Origin of the sequence: Rhizobium sp. AN5 (assembly GCF_900215255.1) — a bacterium.
GTDB classification, from domain to species: Bacteria; Pseudomonadota; Alphaproteobacteria; order Rhizobiales; family Rhizobiaceae; genus Agrobacterium; species Agrobacterium tumefaciens.
On sequence record NZ_OCMJ01000003.1, the window covers coordinates 856,856 to 880,435 of the forward strand.

The 23,580-nt window shown below is 59.8% G+C and carries 18 protein-coding genes; 4 read left to right on the forward strand and 14 right to left on the reverse strand.

The annotated features are described in order from the left end of the window. Positions 1 to 117: 117 nt before the first annotated feature. Entirely contained in the window at positions 118 to 792 is a 675-nt protein-coding gene (locus CRP02_RS07360; protein WP_097099892.1) for a response regulator transcription factor, read from the forward strand. Further along, positions 789 to 2,144 (forward strand): sensor histidine kinase, encoded by a 1,356-nt coding sequence (locus CRP02_RS07365; protein ID WP_097170677.1) that lies wholly within the window; start codon positions 789 to 791, stop codon positions 2,142 to 2,144. The genes CRP02_RS07360 and CRP02_RS07365 overlap by 4 nt, the downstream gene beginning before the upstream one ends. A 180-nt stretch (positions 2,145 to 2,324) precedes the next feature. Here the strand turns inward: CRP02_RS07365 and CRP02_RS07370 are convergent, their stop codons facing one another. From CRP02_RS07370 to gltB, 3 genes are read right to left on the reverse strand one after another with little or no spacing between them, the layout of a single operon-like run. Beyond that, on the reverse strand, positions 2,325 to 3,779 hold the full coding sequence (locus tag CRP02_RS07370) for a glutamate synthase subunit beta (protein WP_003511464.1): 1,455 nt from the start codon (positions 3,777 to 3,779) through the stop codon (positions 2,325 to 2,327). Positions 3,780 to 3,794: 15 nt separating this feature from the next. Continuing rightward, positions 3,795 to 3,953, reverse strand: coding sequence for a hypothetical protein (locus CRP02_RS27485; RefSeq protein WP_179783927.1), 159 nt, complete (start codon positions 3,951 to 3,953; stop codon positions 3,795 to 3,797). An 8-nt stretch (positions 3,954 to 3,961) separates the two neighbouring features. Continuing rightward, entirely contained in the window at positions 3,962 to 8,707 is a 4,746-nt protein-coding gene (gene gltB, locus CRP02_RS07375; protein WP_097170678.1) for a glutamate synthase large subunit, read from the reverse strand. A 371-nt stretch (positions 8,708 to 9,078) separates the two neighbouring features. On the opposite strand from gltB, the gene CRP02_RS07380 reads away from it, so the two are divergent. After that, positions 9,079 to 10,131 carry a low specificity L-threonine aldolase gene (locus CRP02_RS07380; protein ID WP_003511467.1) on the forward strand — a complete coding sequence of 351 codons (1,053 nt, stop codon included), beginning with the start codon at positions 9,079 to 9,081 and terminating at the stop codon, positions 10,129 to 10,131. Between the two features lie 36 nt (positions 10,132 to 10,167). Here CRP02_RS07380 and CRP02_RS07385 read toward each other — a convergent pair whose 3' ends face one another. The 10 genes from CRP02_RS07385 to CRP02_RS07420 form a co-directional block, all read right to left on the reverse strand. Beyond that, the gene (locus CRP02_RS07385; RefSeq protein WP_097170679.1) at positions 10,168 to 10,857 is read right to left on the reverse strand and encodes a response regulator transcription factor; all 690 of its coding nucleotides are present in this window, start codon (positions 10,855 to 10,857) and stop codon (positions 10,168 to 10,170) included. Between the two features lie 18 nt (positions 10,858 to 10,875). Next, positions 10,876 to 13,578, reverse strand: coding sequence for a sensor histidine kinase (locus CRP02_RS07390; RefSeq protein ID WP_097170680.1), 2,703 nt, complete (start codon positions 13,576 to 13,578; stop codon positions 10,876 to 10,878). Between the two features lie 54 nt (positions 13,579 to 13,632). Continuing rightward, positions 13,633 to 14,199, reverse strand: coding sequence for a potassium-transporting ATPase subunit KdpC (gene kdpC, locus CRP02_RS07395; RefSeq protein ID WP_097171284.1), 567 nt, complete (start codon positions 14,197 to 14,199; stop codon positions 13,633 to 13,635). Positions 14,200 to 14,210: 11 nt separating this feature from the next. Further along, positions 14,211 to 16,295: a potassium-transporting ATPase subunit KdpB gene (kdpB, locus tag CRP02_RS07400; RefSeq protein ID WP_097170681.1), complete on the reverse strand. Its 2,085-nt coding sequence runs from the start codon at positions 16,293 to 16,295 to the stop codon at positions 14,211 to 14,213. Positions 16,296 to 16,339: 44 nt separating this feature from the next. Then, complete coding sequence (locus tag CRP02_RS27490) at positions 16,340 to 16,504, reverse strand: hypothetical protein (RefSeq protein ID WP_174003578.1); 165 nt, start codon at positions 16,502 to 16,504, stop codon at positions 16,340 to 16,342. A gap of 9 nt (positions 16,505 to 16,513) precedes the next feature. Further along, positions 16,514 to 18,217 (reverse strand): potassium-transporting ATPase subunit KdpA, encoded by a 1,704-nt coding sequence (kdpA, locus tag CRP02_RS07405; RefSeq protein ID WP_097170682.1) that lies wholly within the window; start codon positions 18,215 to 18,217, stop codon positions 16,514 to 16,516. A 33-nt stretch (positions 18,218 to 18,250) separates the two neighbouring features. Next, positions 18,251 to 18,340 (reverse strand): K(+)-transporting ATPase subunit F, encoded by a 90-nt coding sequence (kdpF, locus tag CRP02_RS07410; RefSeq protein ID WP_003511473.1) that lies wholly within the window; start codon positions 18,338 to 18,340, stop codon positions 18,251 to 18,253. Between the two features lie 12 nt (positions 18,341 to 18,352). After that, positions 18,353 to 18,490 (reverse strand): hypothetical protein, encoded by a 138-nt coding sequence (locus CRP02_RS27495; RefSeq protein ID WP_003497749.1) that lies wholly within the window; start codon positions 18,488 to 18,490, stop codon positions 18,353 to 18,355. Positions 18,491 to 18,656: 166 nt separating this feature from the next. After that, positions 18,657 to 19,610 (reverse strand): asparaginase, encoded by a 954-nt coding sequence (locus CRP02_RS07415; protein ID WP_097170683.1) that lies wholly within the window; start codon positions 19,608 to 19,610, stop codon positions 18,657 to 18,659. Beyond that, positions 19,607 to 21,064: an amino acid permease gene (locus CRP02_RS07420; protein WP_019564934.1), complete on the reverse strand. Its 1,458-nt coding sequence runs from the start codon at positions 21,062 to 21,064 to the stop codon at positions 19,607 to 19,609. Before CRP02_RS07420 ends, CRP02_RS07415 begins: the two co-directional genes overlap by 4 nt. 289 nt (positions 21,065 to 21,353) lie before the next feature. Here CRP02_RS07420 and CRP02_RS07425 point away from each other — a divergent pair, with 289 nt between their 5' ends. Next, entirely contained in the window at positions 21,354 to 22,766 is a 1,413-nt protein-coding gene (locus tag CRP02_RS07425; RefSeq protein WP_162697988.1) for an aspartate ammonia-lyase, read from the forward strand. On the opposite strand, the gene CRP02_RS07430 is transcribed toward CRP02_RS07425, so the two are convergent. Continuing rightward, the gene (locus tag CRP02_RS07430) at positions 22,735 to 23,451 is read right to left on the reverse strand and encodes a FadR/GntR family transcriptional regulator (protein ID WP_025595359.1); all 717 of its coding nucleotides are present in this window, start codon (positions 23,449 to 23,451) and stop codon (positions 22,735 to 22,737) included. The two genes, CRP02_RS07425 and CRP02_RS07430, sit on opposite strands and share 32 nt — an antisense overlap. Positions 23,452 to 23,580: the final 129 nt, after the last annotated feature.

The window sequence follows — 23,580 nt, forward strand, 5'->3', positions numbered from 1 at the left end:
GGGGTCGGCCAATTGCCCTCCCCTGCCCGCGTCTTACTGCACGGTGATATTTATCCGATGCCCCCGCGTCCCTTCCTCTCCGGGAAGGCACACGCCAGACACTGCCGAGAACAATTCATGCGCCTGCTGCTTGTTGAAGACGAACGCGAAATGGCAGCAGCCCTTTCCGCCGCCCTGCACCGGTTCGACATCATCGTGGACAATGTCGGCACGCTCGATCTTGCCCGGCATGCGATCATGGACGGTGTTCACGATCTTGTCGTGCTAGACCGGCAATTGCCCGATGGCGATGGCATCCAGCTTATAGAAGATCTGCGCCTGCTGCCTGTCACACCGCCCGTCATCGTGCTGACAGCGCAAGGCACGCTTGCTGACCGGGTGAACGGCCTGAACCTTGGCGCGGACGATTATCTGGCCAAGCCCTTCGCTGTCGAGGAGCTCCTTGCCCGCATCCGCGCCCTGATGCGCCGGCCAGCCGGCAGCGTGACGATGACGGCGAAACTGGGCAAGCTGGAATTTTGCTTCGAAACCCGCGAAGTTCGCATCAAGGGAGAGTTTATTCCCCTGACCAGACGCGAATTGCTGATCCTCGAAGCCCTGTTGCGTCGGCAGGGCAGAACGGTGCTGCGATCGGTACTGGAAGAGGCCGTTTACAATTTCGACGATGAAATCCAGTCCAATGCGCTTGATTCACATATCTCCCGTCTGCGCCGTAAATTGCAGGCGGCGGATGCGGGTCTGGAGGTTCACGGTATTCGCGGCGTCGGTTATCTGCTGAGGGCAACCGCATGAAGCCGGCCAAAAGGAAATCACTCAAACGTCGTCTGACCATTCAACTGCTGCTGTTCCAGATCGGCAGCCTTTTCATCGTCACTGCCGCCTTCGTCGCTTACCTGTCCAGTGGCGGCGCGGGCAGCGCGCTGCTCAGCCCGGCAGCGGCCCAGATTACAGCCAATGCCATCATGCGTGACAAGGATGGCCGGCTGATGGTTGACGAAACAAATGAATTTATCGAACTGCGCAGCAGCATGCCCGGTTTCTGGTTCGTTGCGGTCAGCGAAAAAGGTGAAATCCTGCAGGGCGGGCCGGTGCCGGAAGCATTCAGCAACATGGATCAACAGCTCAGCGACATCAAAGTCTCGGATGTGCGCGATGCGGCATTATCCTATTCCTATCTTGCCGTCGTGCGCATTGCCGTCGTTCGCCGCGCTTCGGGACCGGCCGGCGAATTCGTCATGATTGGCAAAGGTGGGGCGTTCAGCATGACATTCCCCGTGCTGCTGTTCTCCAACATCTTGATCATGCCGATCCTCATTATCATGTCCATCGTGACGATCTTGACCATTCCGTGGATCATCCGCAGGGAATTTTTTGCCCTTTCCGCCATAGCGCACTCGGCAGAGACCATCGATATCGACAAGCGCGGATATCGACTACCGGATGCCGATATTCCACGGGAGGTGCAGCCGCTCGTTCATGCCGTCAACGGCGCACTGCAACGGCTGGACGATGGTTACGAACGGCACAAGCGTTTCATTCTCGATGCCGCCCATGAATTGCGGACCCCTGTCGCCATTCTCCAGACCCGTGTCGAAACGTTGCTGGACGGACCGGACCGGAGCAGGATATTGGCCGATGCCAGCCGTATCGCCGTGCTTGCCGAACAGTTGCTCGATCTGCAGCGACTTGGCGGGCAAAAAGCGCCGCTTATTCCACTAGATCTTGTTGGTCTGTGCCGGTCTGTCGTCGCTGATATGGCGCCGCTTGCAATCTCTCAAGGCTACGAACTTTCGTTCGAGCCGGACGAAGAGCCCATCCTCGCCCTTGCCGATGACGCCTCGCTGCAACGCGCCCTGATGAACGTCGTGCAAAACGCCATCGAACATGGCGGCAATCGCGGAACGATCACCATAAAAGTGGGGGCCAACCGCGTGATCGACATATCCGACGAAGGCAACGGAATTCCCGAAGAGGACCGGGAAGCCGTGTTTGACGCATTTCACCGGTTAAGACCGAAGGATCGCGGTACCGGGCTCGGTCTAAACCTCGTGCAGGAGATCGTCCGCTACCATGGAGGGGAGATCACCATCAGTGATTCCCCATCCGGCGGCGCCTCCTTCCGCATCAGCCTTCCCTATTGCTGAAACGAACCCAGTCTTCGGACACGACGTAATGTCATTGCAATTCTCAGGCGCGATATGTTGCCGTCCCCTGAATGCGAAACCTCCATCGCGTTTCGGTTCTCCAGTCAAACGAAAGGCCTGTTGTGAAACACAACAGGCCTTTCCGTTTTTGTTACGACGGCTTGCGCCGCGTCAACTCGCTCAGCGCGGAAGGACAGTTGCGCCCATCAGCTCTTCGTCGATCGCACGTGCCGCCTGACGGCCTTCGCGGATTGCCCAGACCACCAGCGACTGGCCACGGCGAACGTCGCCCGCCGCCCACAGCTTGTCGACCGAGGTCTTGTAGTCCGTTTCGTTGGCGATCACGTTGGTGGAACCGCGACGATCGGTATTGAGCGACAGTTTGCCATCCATTTCCTTCAGCACGCTATCGGTGAAAGGACCGGAGAAACCGATGGCGATGAAGGCAAGATCAGCCTTGATGATGAACTCCGTACCGGCAATGGGCTTGCGCCGGTCGTCCACCTGACAGCACTTTACACCCGTCAAAACGCCGTCTTCACCGACGAATTCAAGCGTGGCCACCTGGAACTCGCGAACTGCGCCTTCTGCCTGCGAAGAAGAGGTGCGCATTTTCGTTGCCCAGAAGGGCCATACGGCAAGCTTGTCTTCCTTTTCCGGCGGCATCGGGCGGATATCGAGCTGGGTAACTTTAACCGCACCCTGACGGAAGGCCGTACCGACGCAGTCAGACGCCGTATCGCCACCGCCGACGACGACGACATGCTTGCCGCCGGCGAGGATCGGATCGGCCGGCCAGCCGATGCTGTCGATGTTTTCGCGGCCAACGCGGCGGTTCTGCTGCACGAGGTAAGGCATGGCGTCGTAAACGCCATTGAAATCGGCGCCACCGATGCCGGCCGGGCGCGGGGTTTCCGAACCGCCGCAATAAAGAACCGCATCGTGATCAGCCAGAAGCGCTTCGACCGTTACATCCACGCCGACGTTGACGCCGCAATGGAAGGTAACACCTTCACCCTTGATCTGCTCGACGCGGCGGTCGATGAAGTTCTTCTCCATCTTGAAATCCGGAATACCGTAACGCAGCAAACCGCCGGGCTTCGATTCACGCTCGTAAACGTGGACCTCATGACCGGCGCGGCCAAGCTGCTGCGCTGCCGCCATGCCGGAAGGACCGGAACCGATGATGGCGACCTTCTTGCCGGTGTGGATCGTCGCCGGCTTAGGCACGATAAAGCCCAGCTCGTAGGCCTTATCGGCAATCGCCTGTTCGACGGTCTTGATGGCGACCGGCGCATCCTCGAGGTTCAGCGTGCAGGCTTCCTCGCAGGGTGCCGGACAGACGCGGCCGGTGAATTCCGGGAAGTTGTTGGTGGAATGGAGGTTGCGGATCGCCTCTTCCCAGTTGTTGTTATAAACCAGATCGTTCCAGTCTGGGATCTGGTTATGCACGGGACAGCCCGTCGGGCCGTGACAGTAGGGAATGCCGCAATCCATGCAGCGCGCCGCCTGCTTCTGCACCTCGGCATCCGACATCGGAATGGTGAATTCGCGGAAATGGCGGATACGGTCCGATGCGGGCTGATACTTGCCCACCTGCCGGTCGATCTCAAGAAAACCTGTAACCTTGCCCACGTTTATGTCCTCACATCAAAGCGGAGCGCCTGTCGGGCCCCAGTACCAGTAAGCGAAACCGAAAGCCGCCCCCAATACGATGAATTCAAATCCGGTCTCGCCGCTTGTCCAATAGATCGCCATGGGAACGGCGACCGCGATCATCAGCGAGACCAGTTGGTGTAGTATCCTCACGCGGCGGATTATTCCGCCGCCACGCCCATGCGCATGCGCTCCATTTCCTCAAGCGCACGACGGTATTCGACCGGCATGACCTTGCGGAATTTCGGACGGAACTCGCTCCAGCGGTCGAGTATATCCTTGGCGCGTGCAGAGTTGGTGTAGTGGAAGTGATTGGAAATCAGCTGGTAGAGCCGCTCCTCGTCGTGACGCGTCATGTCCTCGGATACGTCAACGCGTCCCTTGTGCATGAGGTCGCCACCGTGATGGTGCAGCTTCTCCAGCATGTCGTCCTCTTCCGGAACCGGCTCCAGCTCGACCATGGCCATGTTGCAGCGGGTGGCGAAATCGCCCTTCTCGTCGAGAACGTAAGCTACGCCACCGGACATGCCGGCCGCGAAGTTGCGGCCCGTCTCGCCGAGCACCACGACAATACCGCCCGTCATATATTCGCAACCGTGGTCGCCGACACCTTCGACAACCGCGACCGCGCCGGAGTTGCGCACTGCAAAGCGCTCACCCGCAACACCGCGGAAATAGCACTCGCCGGTGATGGCGCCGTAAAGAACGGTGTTGCCGACAATGATCGAGTTTTCCGCGACGATACGGGTGTTTTCCGGCGGACGCACGATGATGCGGCCACCCGAAAGACCCTTGCCGACATAGTCGTTGCCGTCACCCACCAGATCGAAGGTGATGCCGCGAGCGAGAAACGCGCCGAAGGACTGACCGGCCGTGCCGCGCAGGGTCACGTGGATTGTATCGTCCTTTAGACCCTTATGGCCCCAGCGCTTGGCAAGCGCGCCTGACAGCATGGCACCGGCGGAACGGTCGACGTTCTTGATCGGCACTTCGAAAACGACAGGCTCGCGGTTTTCCAGCGACGGTAGCGACTTCTCGATCAGCTTGCGATCGAGAATATCGTCGATCGGGTGCTTCTGACGCTCGGTCCAGAAGGTTGCCTCCTTGGGAGCCTCGACCTTGTGGAAGATGCGGCTGAAATCCAGACCCTTGGCCTTCCAGTGCGCCAGCATCTCATCCTTTTCGAGAAGTTCGGAAGCGCCGATGATCTCGTCCAGCTTGGTAACGCCAAGCGAGGCGAGGATTTCGCGCACCTCTTCAGCCACAAAGAAGAAGTAGTTGATGACGTGTTCCGGCGCGCCCTTGAAGCGCTTGCGCAGAACAGGGTCCTGCGTTGCGACGCCGACCGGGCAGGTGTTCAGATGGCACTTGCGCATCATGATGCAGCCCGCAGCAATCAGCGGCGCGGTGGCAAAGCCGAATTCATCCGCACCAAGCAGCGCGCCGATGATGACGTCGCGGCCGGTCTTCAGACCACCATCCACCTGCAGCGCGATGCGCGAACGAAGGCCGTTCAGCACCAGCGTCTGCTGGGTTTCGGCAAGGCCGATTTCCCAGGGCGAACCGGCATGCTTCAGCGACGTCAGCGGCGAAGCACCGGTGCCGCCGTCGAAACCGGCGATGGTGATATGGTCGGCGCGCGCCTTGGCGACACCCGCCGCAACCGTGCCCACGCCCACTTCCGACACGAGCTTCACAGAAACATCTGCTTCCGGGTTGACGTTCTTCAGGTCGTAGATCAGCTGCGCCAGATCTTCGATGGAGTAGATATCGTGGTGTGGCGGCGGCGAAATGAGGCCGACGCCCGGCGTGGAGTGACGGGTCTTTGCAACCGTCGCATCCACCTTGTGGCCGGGCAGCTGGCCGCCTTCACCGGGCTTGGCACCCTGCGCGACCTTGATCTGCAACATGTCGGCATTGACGAGATATTCCGTCGTCACACCGAAACGGCCGGATGCGATCTGCTTGATGGCGGAACGCTCGGGGTTCGGCTTGCCGTTCAGAAGCGGCATGTAACGGTCGGATTCTTCGCCGCCTTCGCCGGTGTTGGACTTGCCGCCGATGCGGTTCATCGCAATCGCAAGCGTGGTATGCGCCTCGCGGCTGATCGAGCCGAAGGACATGGCGCCCGTCGAGAAGCGCTTGACGATATCGACCGCCGGTTCGACGTCATCGATGGAAACCGGCTTGCGGCCGAGCGCTTCCGCCGATTTGACCTTGAACAGGCCGCGAATGGTGTTCATGCGCAGCGCCGTCTCATTCACCATGCCGGCAAATTCACGGTAGCGCTCCTGGCTGTTGCCGCGCACGGCGTGTTGCAGCGAGGCGACGGCATCCGGCGTCCAGGCGTGGCTTTCGCCGCGCATGCGATAGGCATATTCACCACCGATATCGAGCGTGTTGGCAAGGATGGGGTCCTTGCCGAAAGCCGCCGTATGGCGCGTTACGGTTTCTTCGGCGATCTCGGTCAGACCCACGCCCTCGATGGAGGTGGCGGTGCCGAAGAAATACTTCTCGACGAATTCCGAAGACAGGCCGATGGCGTCGAAAATCTGCGCGCCGCAATAGGACTGGTAGGTGGAAATGCCCATCTTGGACATGACCTTGAGGATGCCCTTACCCACCGCCTTGATGTAGCGATAGACGACTTCGTCGTCGGACACTTCCTTCGGGAAGGCGCCGTGCTTGTGCATGTCGAGCAGCGTATCGAAGGCGAGATAGGGGTTGATCGCCTCCGCGCCATAACCGGCGAGCAGACAGAAATGGTGGATTTCGCGCGGTTCGCCGGTTTCAACGACGAGGCCAACCGAGGTACGCAGACCCTTGCGGATCAGGTGGTGATGCACGGCAGCCGTCGCCAGCAGCGCGGGGATCGCAATGCGGTCCGGGCCAAGCTGACGGTCGGACAGAACGATGATGTTGTAACCACCGCGAACAGCGGATTCAGCTCGCTCGCACAGGCGGTCGAGCATATCAGGCATGCCTTCGGCGCCGCGCTCCACATCATAGGTAAAGTCGAGCGTCTTGGTATCGAAACGGTCTTCGGTGTGGCCGATGGAGCGGATCTTTTCCAGATCGCCATTGGTGAGGATCGGCTGGCGCACTTCCAGACGCTTGGCACGGGCCGCGCCCTCGTGATCGAGAAGGTTCGGGCGTGGACCAATGAACGAAACGAGGCTCATCACCAGTTCTTCGCGGATCGGATCGATCGGCGGGTTGGTGACCTGCGCGAAGTTCTGCTTGAAATAGGTGTAAAGCAGCTTGGACTTGTCCGACATGGCCGAAATCGGCGTATCGGTACCCATCGAGCCGATGGCTTCCTGGCCCGTCGTTGCCATCGGCGACATCAGGAGCTTGGTATCTTCGCTGGTGTAACCGAAGGCCTGCTGGCGATCGAGCAGCGACACGTCGCGCCGCAACGCCCGCGGCTCCACCGGCTTCAGATCCTCAAGAATGAGCTGGGTGCGGTCGAGCCAGGTGCGATAGGGGTGCTTGGCAGCAAGCTCGTGCTTCACATCCTCGTCGGAAATGATCGAGCCCTTTTCCATGTCGATCAGCAGCATCTTGCCAGGCTGCAAACGCCACTTCTTGATGATGCGTTCTTCCGGAACCGGCAGCGTGCCGGCTTCCGACGCCATGATGACGCGGTCGTCGTCGGTGACGAGATAGCGCGCCGGACGCAGACCGTTACGGTCGAGGGTTGCGCCGATCTGCTTGCCATCGGTGAAGGCAACGGCGGCCGGGCCGTCCCACGGCTCCATAAGCGCGGCATGATATTCGTAGAACGCCTTGCGCTCAGCCGACATGGACAGGTTGCCCGACCAGGCTTCCGGGATCAGCATCATCACGGCATGGGCCATGGAGTAACCGCCGCGCACGAGGAATTCGAGCGCGTTGTCGAAGCAGGCGGTGTCCGACTGGCCTTCATAGGAAATCGGCCAGAGCTTGGAGATGTCATCGCCAAACAGCGCCGACGAAACAGACGCCTGACGCGCCGCCATCCAGTTGACGTTGCCGCGCAGCGTGTTGATCTCGCCGTTGTGGGCGACCATGCGATAGGGATGAGCGAGCTTCCAGGACGGGAAGGTGTTGGTGGAGAAACGCTGGTGCACCAGCGCAACCGCGGATTCGAAACGCGGGTCCGCCAGATCCTTGTAATAGGCTCCAACCTGATAGGCGAGGAACATGCCCTTGTAGACGATGGTGGAGGAGGACAGCGAGACGGGGTAGAAATCCTGTGTTTCCTTGCCGCCACCCTCGTCGTAGATGCGGTTGGAGAGAACCTTGCGGATCAGGAAAAGCTTGCGCTCGAAATCATGATTGGTCGCGGCATCGCGGCCGGCGCCGATGAAAACCTGAACATGGTGCGGTTCGGTCCCGGCGATATCGGGTGCCTTGGAAAGGGAAGAATTGTCGACCGGCACGTCGCGGAAGCCGAGGAACTGCTGTCCCTCCTCGCCTATCACGTCGACAATGACCTTCTTGTAGTGATCGATACGGGACGGATCGCGCGGCATGAAGATGTGGCCAACAGCATATTCGCCAGCTTTCGGCAGCGTCACACCCTGGCTCGCCATTTCCTCGCGGAAAAAGCGGTCGGGGATCTGCACGAGAATGCCTGCACCATCGCCCATCAGCGGATCAGCGCCGACAGCACCGCGATGCGTCAGGTTTTCGAGAATGAACAGGCCATCCTTGACGATCTGGTGCGACTTCTGACCCTTCATATGGGCAACAAAGCCGACGCCGCAGGCATCGTGCTCATTGCGCGGATCGTAAAGACCCTGCTTTTCCGGCAGGCCGCCCGCGAAACGCCCCTTCGCAGAAACGGGTGCGGCCGTAGCCGCGGTGGGACAGTCTGTGGTCAGGGTTGCGGCGACGTTGTCTGCCTGCAGCTTGTTTGTCATTTTCGTCCCTCCTGCAAAATTACTTGCATGGTTTCATGCGAAGATTCGGCTCGACACGAATTTCGCTTTCCGAAAAATCCGCATTCAATCCGGCTCGACCAAATTTAGGACAGCAAAGCTGTCTCAATTCGAGAGAATTTTGGCAGAAACCCGCGGGTTTAGCAAGGGTGCGAATCCAATTAGTCGCAGCGCCTATTTGCAGCGAAGTTTCGATACTGACCCATTGCGCGAAACTTTCTTGTCACAAAACGCTTCGGGCCGTTGCTTTCATTGCCGGATTTGCCAACCGCGAGGTTAGGTCCTAGAACTTTGCCGGTCATCGTCAACGCATTCCCAACACCAGCACAACAGCCATCGGAAAGCTTTCAGAGATGTTTTTTGCCTCAGACAATTGGGCCGGCGCCCACCCTGCCATCAACGAGCGCCTTTCGCGGGAATCCACCCGATTTGCGGCCGCCTATGGCACCAGCGCCCTCGACCTTTCCATAGAAAAGCGCTTCAATGAAATATTCGAACGCGAAGTGGCGGTGTTCTTTGTCGCCACAGGTACGGCGGCCAATTCTCTTTCGCTGGCAAGCATTGCCCGCCCCGGCGGCCTGACCTTCTGTCATTCCGAAGCCCATGTGATCGAGGATGAATGTGGCGCGCCGGATTTCTTCTCCGGCATGCGCATGGTTGCCGTCGAGGGACCGAACGGCAAGATGCTGCCGGAAAATCTGATCGAGCGCATTTCGCGCTATCCGCAGGACGCCGTTCATCACGGACGTGCCGCAGCGGTTACCATGACACAGGCAACCGAGGCCGGTACTGTCTATACGCTCGATGAAATCGACGCGATTGCCAAAATCGCCAAGGAGAACGGCCTGCCGCTGCATATGGACGGCGCGCGCTTTGCCAATGCGCTTGCCGCACTCGGCACCACGCCCGCCGAAATGACCTGGAAACGCGGCGTTGATGTGCTCTCTTTCGGTGGCACGAAAAACGGCTGCTGGTGCGCGGAAGCGATCGTGTTTTTCGACCCCGCGCTCGCCAAAGACTTCGCCTTCCTGCGCAAGCGCACCGCCCAGCTTTTTTCGAAGTCGCGCTTCATCGCCGCACAATTCGAAGCCTATCTGCAGGACGATCTCTGGTTGGGTCTCGCAAGCCACGCCAATGCCATGGCCAATCGGCTGCGCGCCGGTTTCGCCTCGCTTAACAGTGCCCGTCTGGCATGGCCGACCACTGCAAACGAGGTTTTCGCCATTCTGCCGAAGGCCGCCGCTGAAGCGGCAACGGAGAAAGGCGCAAAGTTCTACGACTGGCTGGTGCCGCGCGATATGCCGGAAAAGGTTGGAAAGGACGAGGTGCTGATCCGCATGGTCACCAGCTTCGCAACGACCGAGACTGATGTCGACGAATTCCTGTCGATCTGCGCCGCCGTTTGACAAAACAATTGGGGGCGTCGTGTCGTAACGGCGCCCTCAAACCTCCTGCAGCCGGTAGCCGACACCGGTTTCCGTGAGGATATAGCGCGGCTGATCCGGAATTTTTTCGATCTTCTGGCGAAGCTGGCGTACATAAACGCGCAAATATTGCACATCGGTCAACTCGTCCCACACATGCTCCAGCAGGAAACGGTGCGTCAGCACCTTGCCCGCATGCTGGACCAGAACCCGCAGAATATCATATTCCTTGGGCGAGAGTTTCACCTCCCGGTCCTCCACCTTGACGATGCGTCTGACGAGATCGACCGAAAGATCGCCGGTATGAAACACCGGTCTCTCACCCTGGCTCTGAAGGCGATGGCGCAGGGCGACACGAATGCGGGCAACAAGCTCGTTCATGCCGAAAGGCTTGGTGATGTAATCGTCGGCACCCAGCTCCAGTGCCTTGACGATACCCGCCTCATCAGTGCGGCTGGAAAGAATGATGACGGGTAGGGAAAGTCCCTCGCTCCGCCATTTCTCCAGAAGCTCGTGTCCCGACATATCCGGAAGACCGAGATCAAGGACCACGAGATCGGGCTTGTCCTCGTTCATCAACTCCATCGCGACGCGGGCATTCATCGCCTCGCTGACCGCATAGTCCTGCGTCGAGAGACCGACCCGCAAAAGTTTGCGGATCGGCGGTTCATCGTCGACGATCAGAATGCGAACGGCGGAATTGGTCATTGCCGATCTCCTTCAGCCCTAGTCATGGTTCAGCACCGGCACTTCGGCGGGAACGGGCAGGCTTATGGTAAATTGCGCGCCCGTGCGACCTGATCTGTTTTCAGCGCGAATAGATCCACCCATGGCCTCGATAAACCCCTTGCAGATCGATAGCCCGAGGCCGGTCCCGGCCTGCACATGGTCCGCCTTGCGCACACGGTAGAAACTGTCGAACACCCGCTCGGTATCATCAGGGGGAATACCCGGCCCCTCGTCGGCAACGGACAAGAAGACATGCCTGCCCTGCCGCCACCCGCGAATCTGGATTACGGTTTGTTCGGGCGCGTATTTGGCGGCATTGTCGATCAGATTGAACAGAACCTGCTCAAAAAGCACCGGATCGACCTTCAGCATCGGCAGATCGGAGGGAATGTCCAGAACGATCTCGTGCCTGACAACGATTTTCGCCGCGCGTGAAAGCGCTGTTCCAACAATATCGCCAACAAAATGCAATCCGTAATTCGGCTCCATCGCGCCCGAACCGATCCTCGTCATATCGAGCAGGTTGGAGATGAAGCGGTTCAGCCGTTCGGATTCCTCGACGATGGTTAGAAGCAGTTCGGTGCGCGCCTCGGGCGGAATGTCGTCGGCGAAATCCTTCAGCGTTCCGGCGGACCCCAGAATGGCAGCGAGCGGCGTTTTCAGGTCGTGGGAGATGGAGGTCAAAAGCGCGGTGCGCAGCCGGTCGGTTTCCGCCGCAAGCCTTGCCCGATCGACATCCGAAACCAGCTGGATACGCTCGATGGCAAGTGCCGCCTGATCCGCCAGCGCATCGAAAAGCCGCTGCTGCTCAGGTGTGAAAAGCGGGCCAAGCCGGTCGTCGTCCAGCCCCACCACCCCGACGGCGCCGCTGCCGGTGCGTAGCGGCAGATAAAGGCGTTTGGCACCCGGGAGCGTATCGGCGCCCCGGCCTGCAGCCTTGTTGTGTTCCCAGGCCCAGTGTGCGGCCGCAATGTCCGCATCCACGAGAGTGTCATCAGGCGGATAGCCCGCCTTGACGGTGATCGAATTGTTTTCGGGCAGAAGCAGGACGACCCTGACTTTCAGCATCGACGCCATCTGGAACGCGGTTGCCCACAATACGTCATCCAGCGTGCCGGTAACCGCGAGTTTTTTGGAAAAAAGGTACAAATCTTCCGTGGTTCGCGCACGTATCCGTGCCGCTGCGGCCTGCCGCTGCACCGCCGCAGTCAGATTTGAGGCGACAAGCGCCACACCGAGATAGAACAGCAGCGCCACGACGCTTTCGGGATCGCGGACAGTCAGGGTATAACGCGGTTCAAGAAAGAAAAAATTGAACGCAAAGGCACCAAGCAGGGAAGCATAAAGGCCAGGCCCCAGCCCTCCGCGCACGGCAGCTGCGAAAACCGCCATCAGGAACACCAGCGCCAGATTTTGAACATCAAGGGCTTGGTCAAGCACGATGCCGGCCACGATCGCCAGTCCGACAAACAGGGTGCTGTTGAGATAGGGCAGTATCGAAAACCGTGATTGAGCCGTTGCCGGCTTCACGCTCTGGACCGGCTTCTCCACGTTTTTGTCGCCGGAAATGACATGCACGCTGATATCGCCGGCATGATCTATCAGATCATGCGTCAGCGAACGCTGCAGGATTCTCTGCCACCACGACCTTCTGGGACGGCCGATGATGATGTGGGTGAAGTTATTGGCGTTGGCATAGGATATGATTTCGTGCGTCAGGTCGAGCGCCGGCAGGGTTACTGTCTCGCCGCCCAACTGTTGCGCGAGACGCATGGTGCCGGCCAGCCGATCCTTCTCCGCCTCCGACAATTGCTGAGAGCGAGGCGTGTCCAGATGCAGTGCCGTCCACGGCGCGCGCAGGCGATCGGCCTGCCTTCGGGCATAACGCACCAGACCGGGGCCGTTGCCGCCGTGGTCCAGACAGACCAGAACACGGTCTCCCGCAGCCCACGGCCCGGAGATGGCGTGCGACTGCATGTGGTTGAGCAACTGCTCGTCCACCCGCTGCGCTGTGCGCCGCAACGCAAGCTCGCGCAGGGCCGTCAGATTGCCGCGCGAAAAATAGTTCTCGATGGCGCGCCGCGCGGTGCGGGGCATATAGACCTTGCCGTCCTGCAGGCGCTTGATCAGATCGTCGGGGGTGATATCGATGATCTCAACATCGTCAGCGCGGTCAATGATGCTGTCCGGCACCGTTTCGCGCACGCGGATACGGGTGATCTGCGCCACCACATCGTTCAGGCTTTCCACATGCTGAATGTTCAGTGTCGTATAGACATCGATGCCCTGCGCGAGAATTTCCTGAACATCCATATAGCGCTTTGGATGCCGGCTGCCGGCCGCATTGGTGTGGGCAAGCTCATCGACCAGAACCAGCGCCGGTCGACGGGCGAGAATGGCGTCGAGATCCATCTCGTCCAGCGCCTGGCCGCGATAATCAATGTTCCGGCGCGCAATGATCTCGAAACCCTGCACAAGTGTTTCGGTTTCCTTGCGGCCATGCGTTTCCACGACGCCGATAATGGTATCGACACCATCCGCGAGTTTTGCCCGGCCGGACATCAGCATTTCATAGGTCTTGCCGACACCGGGTGCTGCGCCCAGAAAAATCTTCAGCCGCCCTCGCGCCTCGCGCCGGGCGTTTTCAAGCAGCGCATCCGGCGATGGTCTGCTCGGCATATCACGATTATCGTCAGGCATTTAACCCACCAGTGGACAAGCTATGGCTTCCAAAGAAGCCATAGCCATTTCAGTTCATGAGCCGGCCGCGTCAAGAGCCATGTTGAGAGCCAGCACATTTACAACGGGCTCGCCCATGAAGCCCAATTCAGGCGCCTCTACATGGGCGTCGACGACGGCGCGCAGTGACGCTTCGTTCATGCCCCTTGCCTTGGCGACACGCGAGACCTGAAAATAGGCGGCCTCAGGCGACACATGCGGGTCAAGACCGCTGCCCGATGCCGTCACCAGATCAGCGGGAACCTCGGCTGCCGAATTTTCTGCTTTAGCAGCCTCGTAGTCATGCTTCACCCGGTCGATAAGCTTTGCGCTCGTCGGTCCCAGGTTGGAGCCGGAAGACGACGCGGCATTGTAGCCGTCGCCGGCAGCCGACGGCCTGCCGTGGAAATATTTCTCGTCGGTGAAGGCCTGCCCGATCAATTGCGACCCGACAACAGTCCCATTCTTCTCTATCAGACTGCCATTTGCCTGGAAGGGAAAGATAGCCTGTGCGAGGCCCGTCATTCCAAGAGGATAGGCAAGGCCGGTGATGGCGGTGGTGGCAAGGATCAGCACCAGTGCGGGACGTAGCTGTTTCAACATTTCCATACTCCTCAGGCGAGACCAAGCGCCGTAATGGCGAGGTCGATGGCCTTGATGCCGATGAAGGGCACGATGATGCCGCCCAGACCATAGATGACCAGATTGCGCGACAGCAGCGCGCCGGCCCCGATCGGACGGTATTTGACGCCCTTCAGCGAGAGCGGGATGAGCGCGATGATGATGAGCGCGTTGAAGATGATGGCAGACAGGATCGCACTTTGCGGTGTCGAAAGACCCATGACATTCAGTACGCCAAGCTGCGGATAGAAGGCCAGGAACATCGCCGGGATGATGGCGAAATATTTGGCGATGTCGTTGGCGATGGAGAATGTGGTGAGCGCGCCGCGCGTCATCAGCAATTGCTTGCCGATTTCGACGATTTCGATGAGCTTGGTCGGATCGCTGTCGAGATCGACCATGTTGCCAGCCTCGCGCGCTGCGACCGTGCCGGTGTTCATGGCGACACCCACATCGGCCTGCGCCAGTGCGGGCGCGTCGTTCGTGCCGTCACCGCACATGGCGACGAGCTTGCCCTTGGCCTGTTCCTCGCGGATAAGCTCCAGCTTGTTTTCCGGGGTCGCCTGGGCGAGGAAATCGTCCACCCCTGCTTCCGCCGCGATGGCAGCGGCCGTCATGGGATTGTCGCCGGTGATCATCACCGTGCGGATGCCCATACGACGAAGTTCGGCGAAACGCTCGCGAATGCCGCCCTTGACGATATCCTTCAGCTGTACGACGCCGAGCAGCTTTCCATCACGCACCACGGCAAGCGGCGTGCCGCCTGTCTTGGCTATCTCTTCCGCGATCGTGCGGATGTCGCGCGTTGCATCCGTTTCGGTTTTAACGGCAAGGGCCGTATTGCCTTGCTGCGTAACACCACCATCGACATAGGAAAGAACCGCATCGACAGCCCCCTTGCGAATGGAAGAGCCTTCGAAATCGACACCGCTCATGCGGGTCTGCGCGGTGAAGGGCACGAAAGTGGCGTGCAGTTTCTGCATGTCGCGGGCACGGATGCCGTATTTTTCCTTGGCGAGAACGACGATGGAACGGCCTTCCGGCGTTTCGTCGGCAAGCGATGCAAGCTGCGCCGCATCGGCCAGTTCCTGTTCGGAAACACCGGTGACGGGGCGGAATTCGGTTGCCTGGCGGTTGCCGAGCGTGATCGTGCCGGTCTTGTCGAGCAGCAGCGTGTCGACGTCGCCGGCGGCTTCCACCGCCCGGCCGGACATGGCAAGCACGTTGAAACGCACCAGCCTGTCCATGCCGGCAATGCCGATCGCCGACAAGAGAGCGCCGATCGTCGTCGGGATGAGCGTCACGAACAGCGCCACCAGCACGATGATCGGGATGGAGCCGCCGGCATAGGCCGCAAAGCTCGGAATGGTCGCGGTTGCCAGAACGAAGATCAGCGTCATGCCCGCAAGCAGAATGTTGAGCGCGATTTCGTTCGGCGTCTTCTGGCGCTCGGCGCCTTCAACGAGCGAAATCATCCGGTCGAGGAAGGTGGAGCCGGCAGCAGCGGTGATGCGAACCCTTATCCAGTCCGACAGCACCTGCGTACCACCGGTGACGGCCGAGCGGTCGCCACCGGATTCGCGGATAACAGGGGCGGATTCGCCCGTTATTGCCGCTTCATTGACTGAGGCAACACCTTCGATGACTTCACCGTCGGACGGAATGATGTCGCCCGCCTCGACGAGAACGACATCGTTCACCTTGAGGCCAGCGCCGGCTACCATCGTGTATTGGCTGCGATCATCACCGGTCAGAAGTTTCGCCTGGGTTTCCGTGCGGGTTTTCCGCAGCGAATCCGCCTGCGCCTTGCCGCGCCCTTCGGCTACAGCCTCGGCGAAATTGGCGAAGAGAACGGTGAACCAAAGCCATAGATTGATCTGGAAGGAAAAGCCGAGATTTGCGTTGCCGACGATGAGATCGCGAACGAACAGCACGGTTGTCAGCACCGATACCGTTGCCACGACGAACATAACCGGATTGCGCGCAAGCGTGCGCGGATTGAGCTTTTTGAATGCGTCGGCAATTGCCGGAACGAGAATGCGAGAATCAAGGATGCTCGCTTGTTTGGACTGGCTCATGAAGAGACTCCAGCGTTTGAAACGGGGCGACCGATGAGGGTCGATCAGCCCGTGAGAACTTCGAGAGCGCAGACGGCGGCGAACAGAGCCGCCATCATTGCAAGAATGAGATTGGATGCGCACCAGCCGCCCGGGCCGGCGCTCCCGCGAACAGGAGCGCCAGTGCGGACAGGAAGGGTGCGGTTACGTCGGGAAGTATCCTTCGTCATGGCACCACCTCAAAATACCTGGCCGGCGGCCATGACCAGATGTTCCACGACCGGACCAAGCGCCAGGGCCGGCAGGAAGGTGAGGCCACCGACGACCACGATCGTGCCGACGAGCAGACCGACGAAGAGCGGGCCGTCCGTGGGGAAGGTGCCGGCTGATGCCGGAACGGTCTTTTTGGTAACCAGCGACCCGGCAATCGCCAGCGCCGGAATGATCACCAGAAAACGTCCCATCAACATGCCAAAACCAAGCGTGATGTTGTACCAGGTCGTGTTGCCCGTGAGGCCGCCGAAGGCAGAGCCGTTATTGGCAGCAGCCGAGGTATAGGCATAAAGGATCTCGGAGAACCCGTGCGGTCCGGCTGTGCCGACCGACGCGACCGCCGAGGGCAGGATGGTGGCGGTAGCTGTGAAAACCAGCATGGCGAGCGGCAGGCAGAGAATGGCCAGAACCGCCATCTTCATCTCCTTGGCCTCTATCTTCTTGCCGAGATACTCCGGCGTGCGCCCGACCATCAGCCCCGCCACGAAAATGGCGATGATGATGAAGAGAAGAATGCCATAGAAACCCGCGCCAACGCCGCCGACGATTACCTCACCCAGTTGCATGTTGATGAGCGGAATGAGACCACCGAGCGCCGTGAAGCTGCCATGCATGGCGTTGACCGCTCCGCAGGAGGCAGCGGTGGTGATGACCGCAAAGAGCGACGAGAGTGCCACGCCGAAGCGAGCTTCCTTGCCTTCCATGTTGCCGCCGGCAAGGCCGAAGCTGTGCATCAGCGGATTTCCGGCTGCTTCCGCCCAATAGGTCACGGCAACACCGGCGATGAACAGAACACCCATGGCAGCAAGGATTGCCCAGCCCTGACGGGTGTTGCCGACCATACGGCCGAAGACGTTGGTGAAGGCAGCACCGATCGCGAAGATCGACACCATCTGGATCATGTTGGAGATGGCATCAGGGTTTTCGAACGGATGCGCGGAATTGGCATTGAAGAAACCGCCGCCATTGGTGCCGAGCATCTTGATCGCCAGCTGCGACGCTACCGGGCCGACGGCGATCATCTGCCGCGCGCCTTCAAGCGTCTGGGCGCCGACATAAGTGCCAAGCGTCTGCGGCACGCCGAGCCACACATAGACGAGGGTCAGCACTATACAGGCGGGCAGCAGGATGTAGAGCGTCGAGCGCACCATATCCACCCAGAAATTGCCGATGGCCTTGCCGGAAGCGCGCGCGAAGGCGCGGATTAGCCCGATTGCAATCGCCATGCCCGTCGCGGCAGAAACAAAGTTCTGCACGGTGAAACCAGCCATCTGGGTCAGATAGGACATGGTGCTTTCGCCACCATAGTTCTGCCAGTTGGTGTTGGTGACGAAGCTGACTGCCGTGTTGAAAGACAGTTCCGGCCCGACTGCTGCCATTCCTTCCGGATTATATGGCAACATACCCTGAAAGCGCATCAGGGCATAAAGCAGGGCAAAACCGAAGAGGTTGAAGAGGAGCATGGAAAACGCATAGGTCGTCCAGTGCTGTTCTTCGCGCTCGCTTGTCCCGGCAAGGGCATAAAGGCCGCGCTCGACGGGTGCGAGAACCGGCGAAAGCAGGGTGCGTTCGCCATTAAAGACTCGCGCCATATAGAAGCCGAGAGGCTTCACCAGCGCGACAACGATCCCGCAGAAAAGCAGGATCTGAAACCATCCATTGAGGGTCATGGTATTGAACTTTCAATAGCCGCCGCTTCCCGATCAGAAGCGTTCGGGGCGAATGAGAGCATAGGTGAGGTAGGCGGCGATAAAGACGGTGACGGCACCGCTCAAAACATAGTCGAATAACATCTCGACCTCCGCCTAAAGCCGGTCGCAGGCGCGCGTATAGGCAAAGCAGAGCGCGAAAAACACTGTGGCTGCGCCGATCAGAATAACGTCCATCATCGATGGGACTCCTTTTTTAACCGAGGAGCCGGACAGGAAGAAAAGCGCCGTCATGTGGGACGTCGCTTTTCATTCTTTCTGGCTGGGAAGAAACACCATCCCTTCCCGCACAGAAGAATGCACCCGAACCGCATAAAGGTTCGAGACGGCGGCAGATGGAATAAAATAGGAATCCCATAGGAATTTCGATGCCCGCCAATGCGGGCATTGCAGCCGCTGCTTAAGAGAGCGAGCCATCTTTGAACGCGGAAACGATCTTTTCCGTCGGGCTTTTGGCGGCAATCAGCGCCGCAAGCAGTATACGCGCCTGTCCGGGGCGCAGCGTTGACGAATGGACGGCACCGGCCGCGACCAGATCGTGACCACCGCCGCCACCGCCGTAACTCGCCACCAGCAGTCCTTCCGGGACCCTGCTGGAGACGACGACGGGAACGCCTCGCTCGGCACAGCGCTTCACGGCCACAGCGATGCCCGGATTGGCGTTGCCGGAGCCAAGTGCGGCAAGCACGATCCCATCCGCACCGGCCTGCAGGCTTGCCTCGATATGGGCGGCATCACAACCGGGATAAATGGCAACGATATCAACCCGCAGATCGGCGAGGGGCACAGCAAGCTCCAGCGCTGCGGCATGGGCCGCCGGCCGCGCAGAGCGGAACGCATCCGCCGCATCCGCGCTCAGCTTGTACAGCCCCCATGCCGGCAGACATCTGCCACCGAAGGATAAAAGCACGCCGCGTTCGGCATTCGTCTGATCAAGCGCCGTTTCTATGGCCGCGGCCAGATTGGACGGCCCGTCCGCATTCGGATGGTCGGCCGTAAACTGTGCGCCGGTGAAGACAACCGGCTTGGTGATGGCATGGTGCAAATGCACGAGCAGCGAGGATTCTTCCATCGCATCGGTTCCATGCAGAACGACGACACCGGTGACAGCGGCATCATTGAGCTCCACGCCTACCGCATCGCTGATGCGCTGCATGTCGGCCAATGTCAGGCTGGAGGAATCCTTCGCCATCAGATCGATCGGCTTCAGCCTCGCGTTGATTTGCGGAACCAGTGCAAGCAGGTCTTCACCCGAAAGGCTTGGTGTGCTGGCGCCATCGGCGCCGCGCCTGCTGGCGATGGTACCACCGGTGGCGATGACCGCCACCAATGGAGCTTCACCATGCCCGCTCAATGCGATGCTCCCGCGCCTGCACGTTCGCCGGCCAGACGGTGGATACGGTCGCGCAGCATATACCAGCCGATGACCAGCGCCGGGATGATGACCAGCAGCGAAGCGATGGTCCACGAGCCGACAGGGTAGTCAAAAGCCATCAGCACCAGCACGCCGAACAGGAAGACGAGCGTGAGAATGCCGGTGTAAGGCGCACCGAACATGCGGAAATCCGGGCGGGCCAGTTCGCCGCGCCGGGAAAGCTGCCACAGTTTGAGCTGGCAGAGCACGATGACGGCCCATGCGCAGATGATGCCGAGCGCCGACAGGTTGAGTGCAATTTCGAAGGCCGCAGCTGGCACGACAGCGTTCAGCGCCACACCGAGAACGGTGACGGCGGCGGTCACCGCAATACCGCCATAGGGCACGCCGGCCTTGTTCATCTTTGCCAGCGCTGCCGGCGCAGATCCAGAGACCGCCATCGAATGAAGAATACGGCCGGTAGAATAAAGCCCGGCATTGAGCGAGGACAGCACGGCGGTTAGCACCACAAGGTTCATGATCACATCCGCACCCTGAACACCGATGGAACCGAAGAAGGTAACGAAGGGGCTCTCGCCAGCCTTATAGGCGGTATAAGGCAGAAGCAGCGTGAACAGCAATACCGAGCCGACATAAAACACCACGAGGCGCAGCACCACGGCGCGGATGGCGCGGGGCATGACCTTGCGCGGGTCTTCGGTTTCCCCTGCCGCCGTGCCGATCAGTTCGATTGAGGCGTAAGCGAACACTACCCCCTGAATGATGACGAAGGCGGGAAGAATGCCGTTCGGGAAGAAGCCGCCATTGTCGGTGATAATGCTGAAGCCTGTCACATGCCCTTCAATGGGCGTGCCGAAGATGACGAAATAGACACCAACGACGAGGAAGATCGCAAGCGCCAGCACCTTGATGAGGCTGAACCAGAACTCAAGCTCGCCAAAAACCTTCACCGACAGCATGTTCATCGCCAGCACGACCAGAAGTGCCGTCAGCGCAAACACCCATTGGTCGATGCCTGCCAGCCAGGGGACGTAGTGCTTGAAGAAGTTCATGTAGAGCGCAACGGCGGTCACATCGGCCACGGAGGTCATTGCCCAGTTCAACCAATACATCCAGCCGGCGAAGAAAGCCATCTTCTCGCCATAGAACTCGCGGGCATAGGACACGAACGAGCCGGAACTCGGGCGATGCATGATAAGTTCGCCAAGTGCACGCAGCACCAGAAACGCAAAGAAGCCGCAAAGCGCATAAACGAACACCAGCGCCGGACCGGCCTGCGCCAGCCGCCCACCGGCGCCCAGGAACAGCCCGGTGCCAATTGCGCCACCGATGGCGATCATCTGGATCTGACGCGGTTTGAGTGCCTTGTGGTATCCGAGGTCTTCTTCCGTGAAGACCTCGCGTTCGGCAGGTGCCGTTTTTACAGATTTCATTGATATTTCTCCTCCCAATGAATTTGCTTTGCAGTCGGCGATACGCCGGAAATCAAAATTGGAACTGGCACGCTCGGCGCTGGATACAGCGCCAGCAAGCTCATGCATCGCTGTAAAGCTGCATGACAGATTTTTGCCCTCATAATTGCAGAGAATGCCGTTCGTCAAGGGGATCGAAGCATTATTGACCTTCGTACGGCGAAGGATTAAGGTCGAAAAATCTGTAAGACAGCTTTACAGATTTAGGTAACGCTTTGAGCTATTGGAGGAAAAAGTGGGCGTGACGCGCATGGAGCATGATTTGCTCGGAACGAAGGAAATTCCGGCAGATGTTTATTGGGGCGTGCACACGGCGCGCGCGGTGGAGAACTTTCAGATCACCGGCGTAACGATCGGCCACAACCCCTATCTCGTCAGGGGACTGGCCTATGTGAAGGAGGCCGCCGCCCTGGCCAATCACGAGCTTGGCTTGCTTGACCGGGAGCGGATGGAAGCAATCGTCAAGGCCTGCCGCGAAATTCGTGAGGGTGCGCTTCACGAGCAGTTCGTCGTGGATGAAATTCAGGGCGGTGCTGGCACTTCCACCAACATGAACGCCAACGAGGTCATCGCCAACCGGGCACTTGAACTGCTCGGCCACACGAAAGGCGATTATGCCCACCTTCACCCCAACGACCACGTCAATCTCAGCCAGTCAACCAACGACGCTTATCCGACGGCGGTCAATGTAGGAATGATCGAAGCGATCGACGATCTCGCGGCTTCGATGGGTGTGCTGAAAGACGCGTTCGATCGCAAGGCACAGGAGTTTTCCGGCTTCATCAAGCTGGGACGGACGCAATTGCAGGATGCCGTGCCGATGACGCTCGGTCAGGAGTTCCGCACTTTCGTGGTGATGCTGGGCGAGGATCAGGCCCGCCTCATCGAATCCGCAGCCCTGCTGCACGAGATCAATCTCGGCGCCACCGCCATCGGCACCGGGCTCAATGCACCGCGTGGTTATGCGGCGCTTGCCTGCCAGCATCTGGCGCGGTTGACCGGACGCCCGCTAGTGACGGCCGCCGACCTGATCGAAGCGACGCAGGACCCCGGCGCATTTGTGCATCTGTCCGGCGTGTTGAAACGTGTCGCCGTCAAACTGTCAAAAACCTGCAACGACCTTCGCCTGCTCTCTTCCGGCCCGCGCGCCGGCATCGGCGAAATCACCCTGCCCTCCGTTCAGGCGGGGTCCAGCATCATGCCGGGCAAGATCAATCCGGTCATTCCCGAAATGGTCAATCAGGTGGCTTATGCGGTAATCGGCAACGACATCACCATCACAATGGCCGCCGAAGCCGGGCAGCTTCAGCTGAACGCCTTCGAGCCGATCATGGTGCGTGCCCTTTCCCAGAGCATCAGCCAGCTAAGCGCCGCTTGCCGGACTTTGGCGGCACGTTGTGTCGATGGCATCGTCGCCAATCCCGCCATCATGGCACAGCGTGTGGAGGAATCGATCGGTCTCGCAACCGCGCTTAATCCGCTGATCGGATACTATGCAGCAACTGACGTCGCAAAGGAGGCGCTGGCCAGCGGCCGCACCGTGCCGCAGGTGGTGCTGGAGCGCGGCTATCTGACAGAGGCGCAACTTCAGCAGGCACTGAGCCCCCGCCACCTCGCCAACCTACCCGCGCTTACGGGTGTCGAGCCCGATCTTCTCCAATAATGGTCGTTACCACCTGCTTCACCTGACCCAGGTGAAGCTCCATCGCTTCACGCGCATCGGGGGCTGAACCCCGCCGGATCGCCTCGACGATCCGGCGGTGCTCCAAATTCGATGCAACGCGCCGGCCAGCCATCAGGTTGACCATCTCGGACTGTTGGGAAAGAGCCTCGCGCGCATCGGCCACAACCTTGGCAAACAGTGCGTTGGACGAGGCTTCCGCAATGGCGCAATGAAATTGCCCGTCCAGCAGCACCCACGGATGCGGCCTTTCCTCAGCCTCCATCCTGTCGCAGAGTTCGAGCAGAGTCTCTAGTTGGGCATCCGTGCGCCGCAGCGCCGCCCAACCGGCCGCCGGCACCTCGATGAAGGGGCGTGCCTCGATCAGATCACGGGCGGAATATGCTCCGTAACTCAATTCAGCAGGCGGTGTGGCGGTCATTACATAGGTGCCGCTACCCGTGCGCGTCTGCGTCAACCCCAGAGTCTGGAGAGATCGCAACGCCTCGCGCACGATCGGCCGGCTGACACCATATCTTTCCGCCAGATGGGCTTCGGAGGGCAGCCGGGTTCCGACCACGAGCTGACCAGAGGTGATGGCCGAACGGATATCTTCGAACACCACTTCTGCGGCATTCTTGCGATTGATCGGCTTTGCGTCCGCAAGCCAATCCGACAACCCGCCCATCCTTGAACCCTCCGGCACCCTTGGTCTGTCAACGACGCAGAAGCAAACGCTTATCTATTGAAGGACAGCGCCGCTCCCGCAGCTAAGCCGATCTTCCTAACACTATCTGCGCCGAAGGAACAACGATGG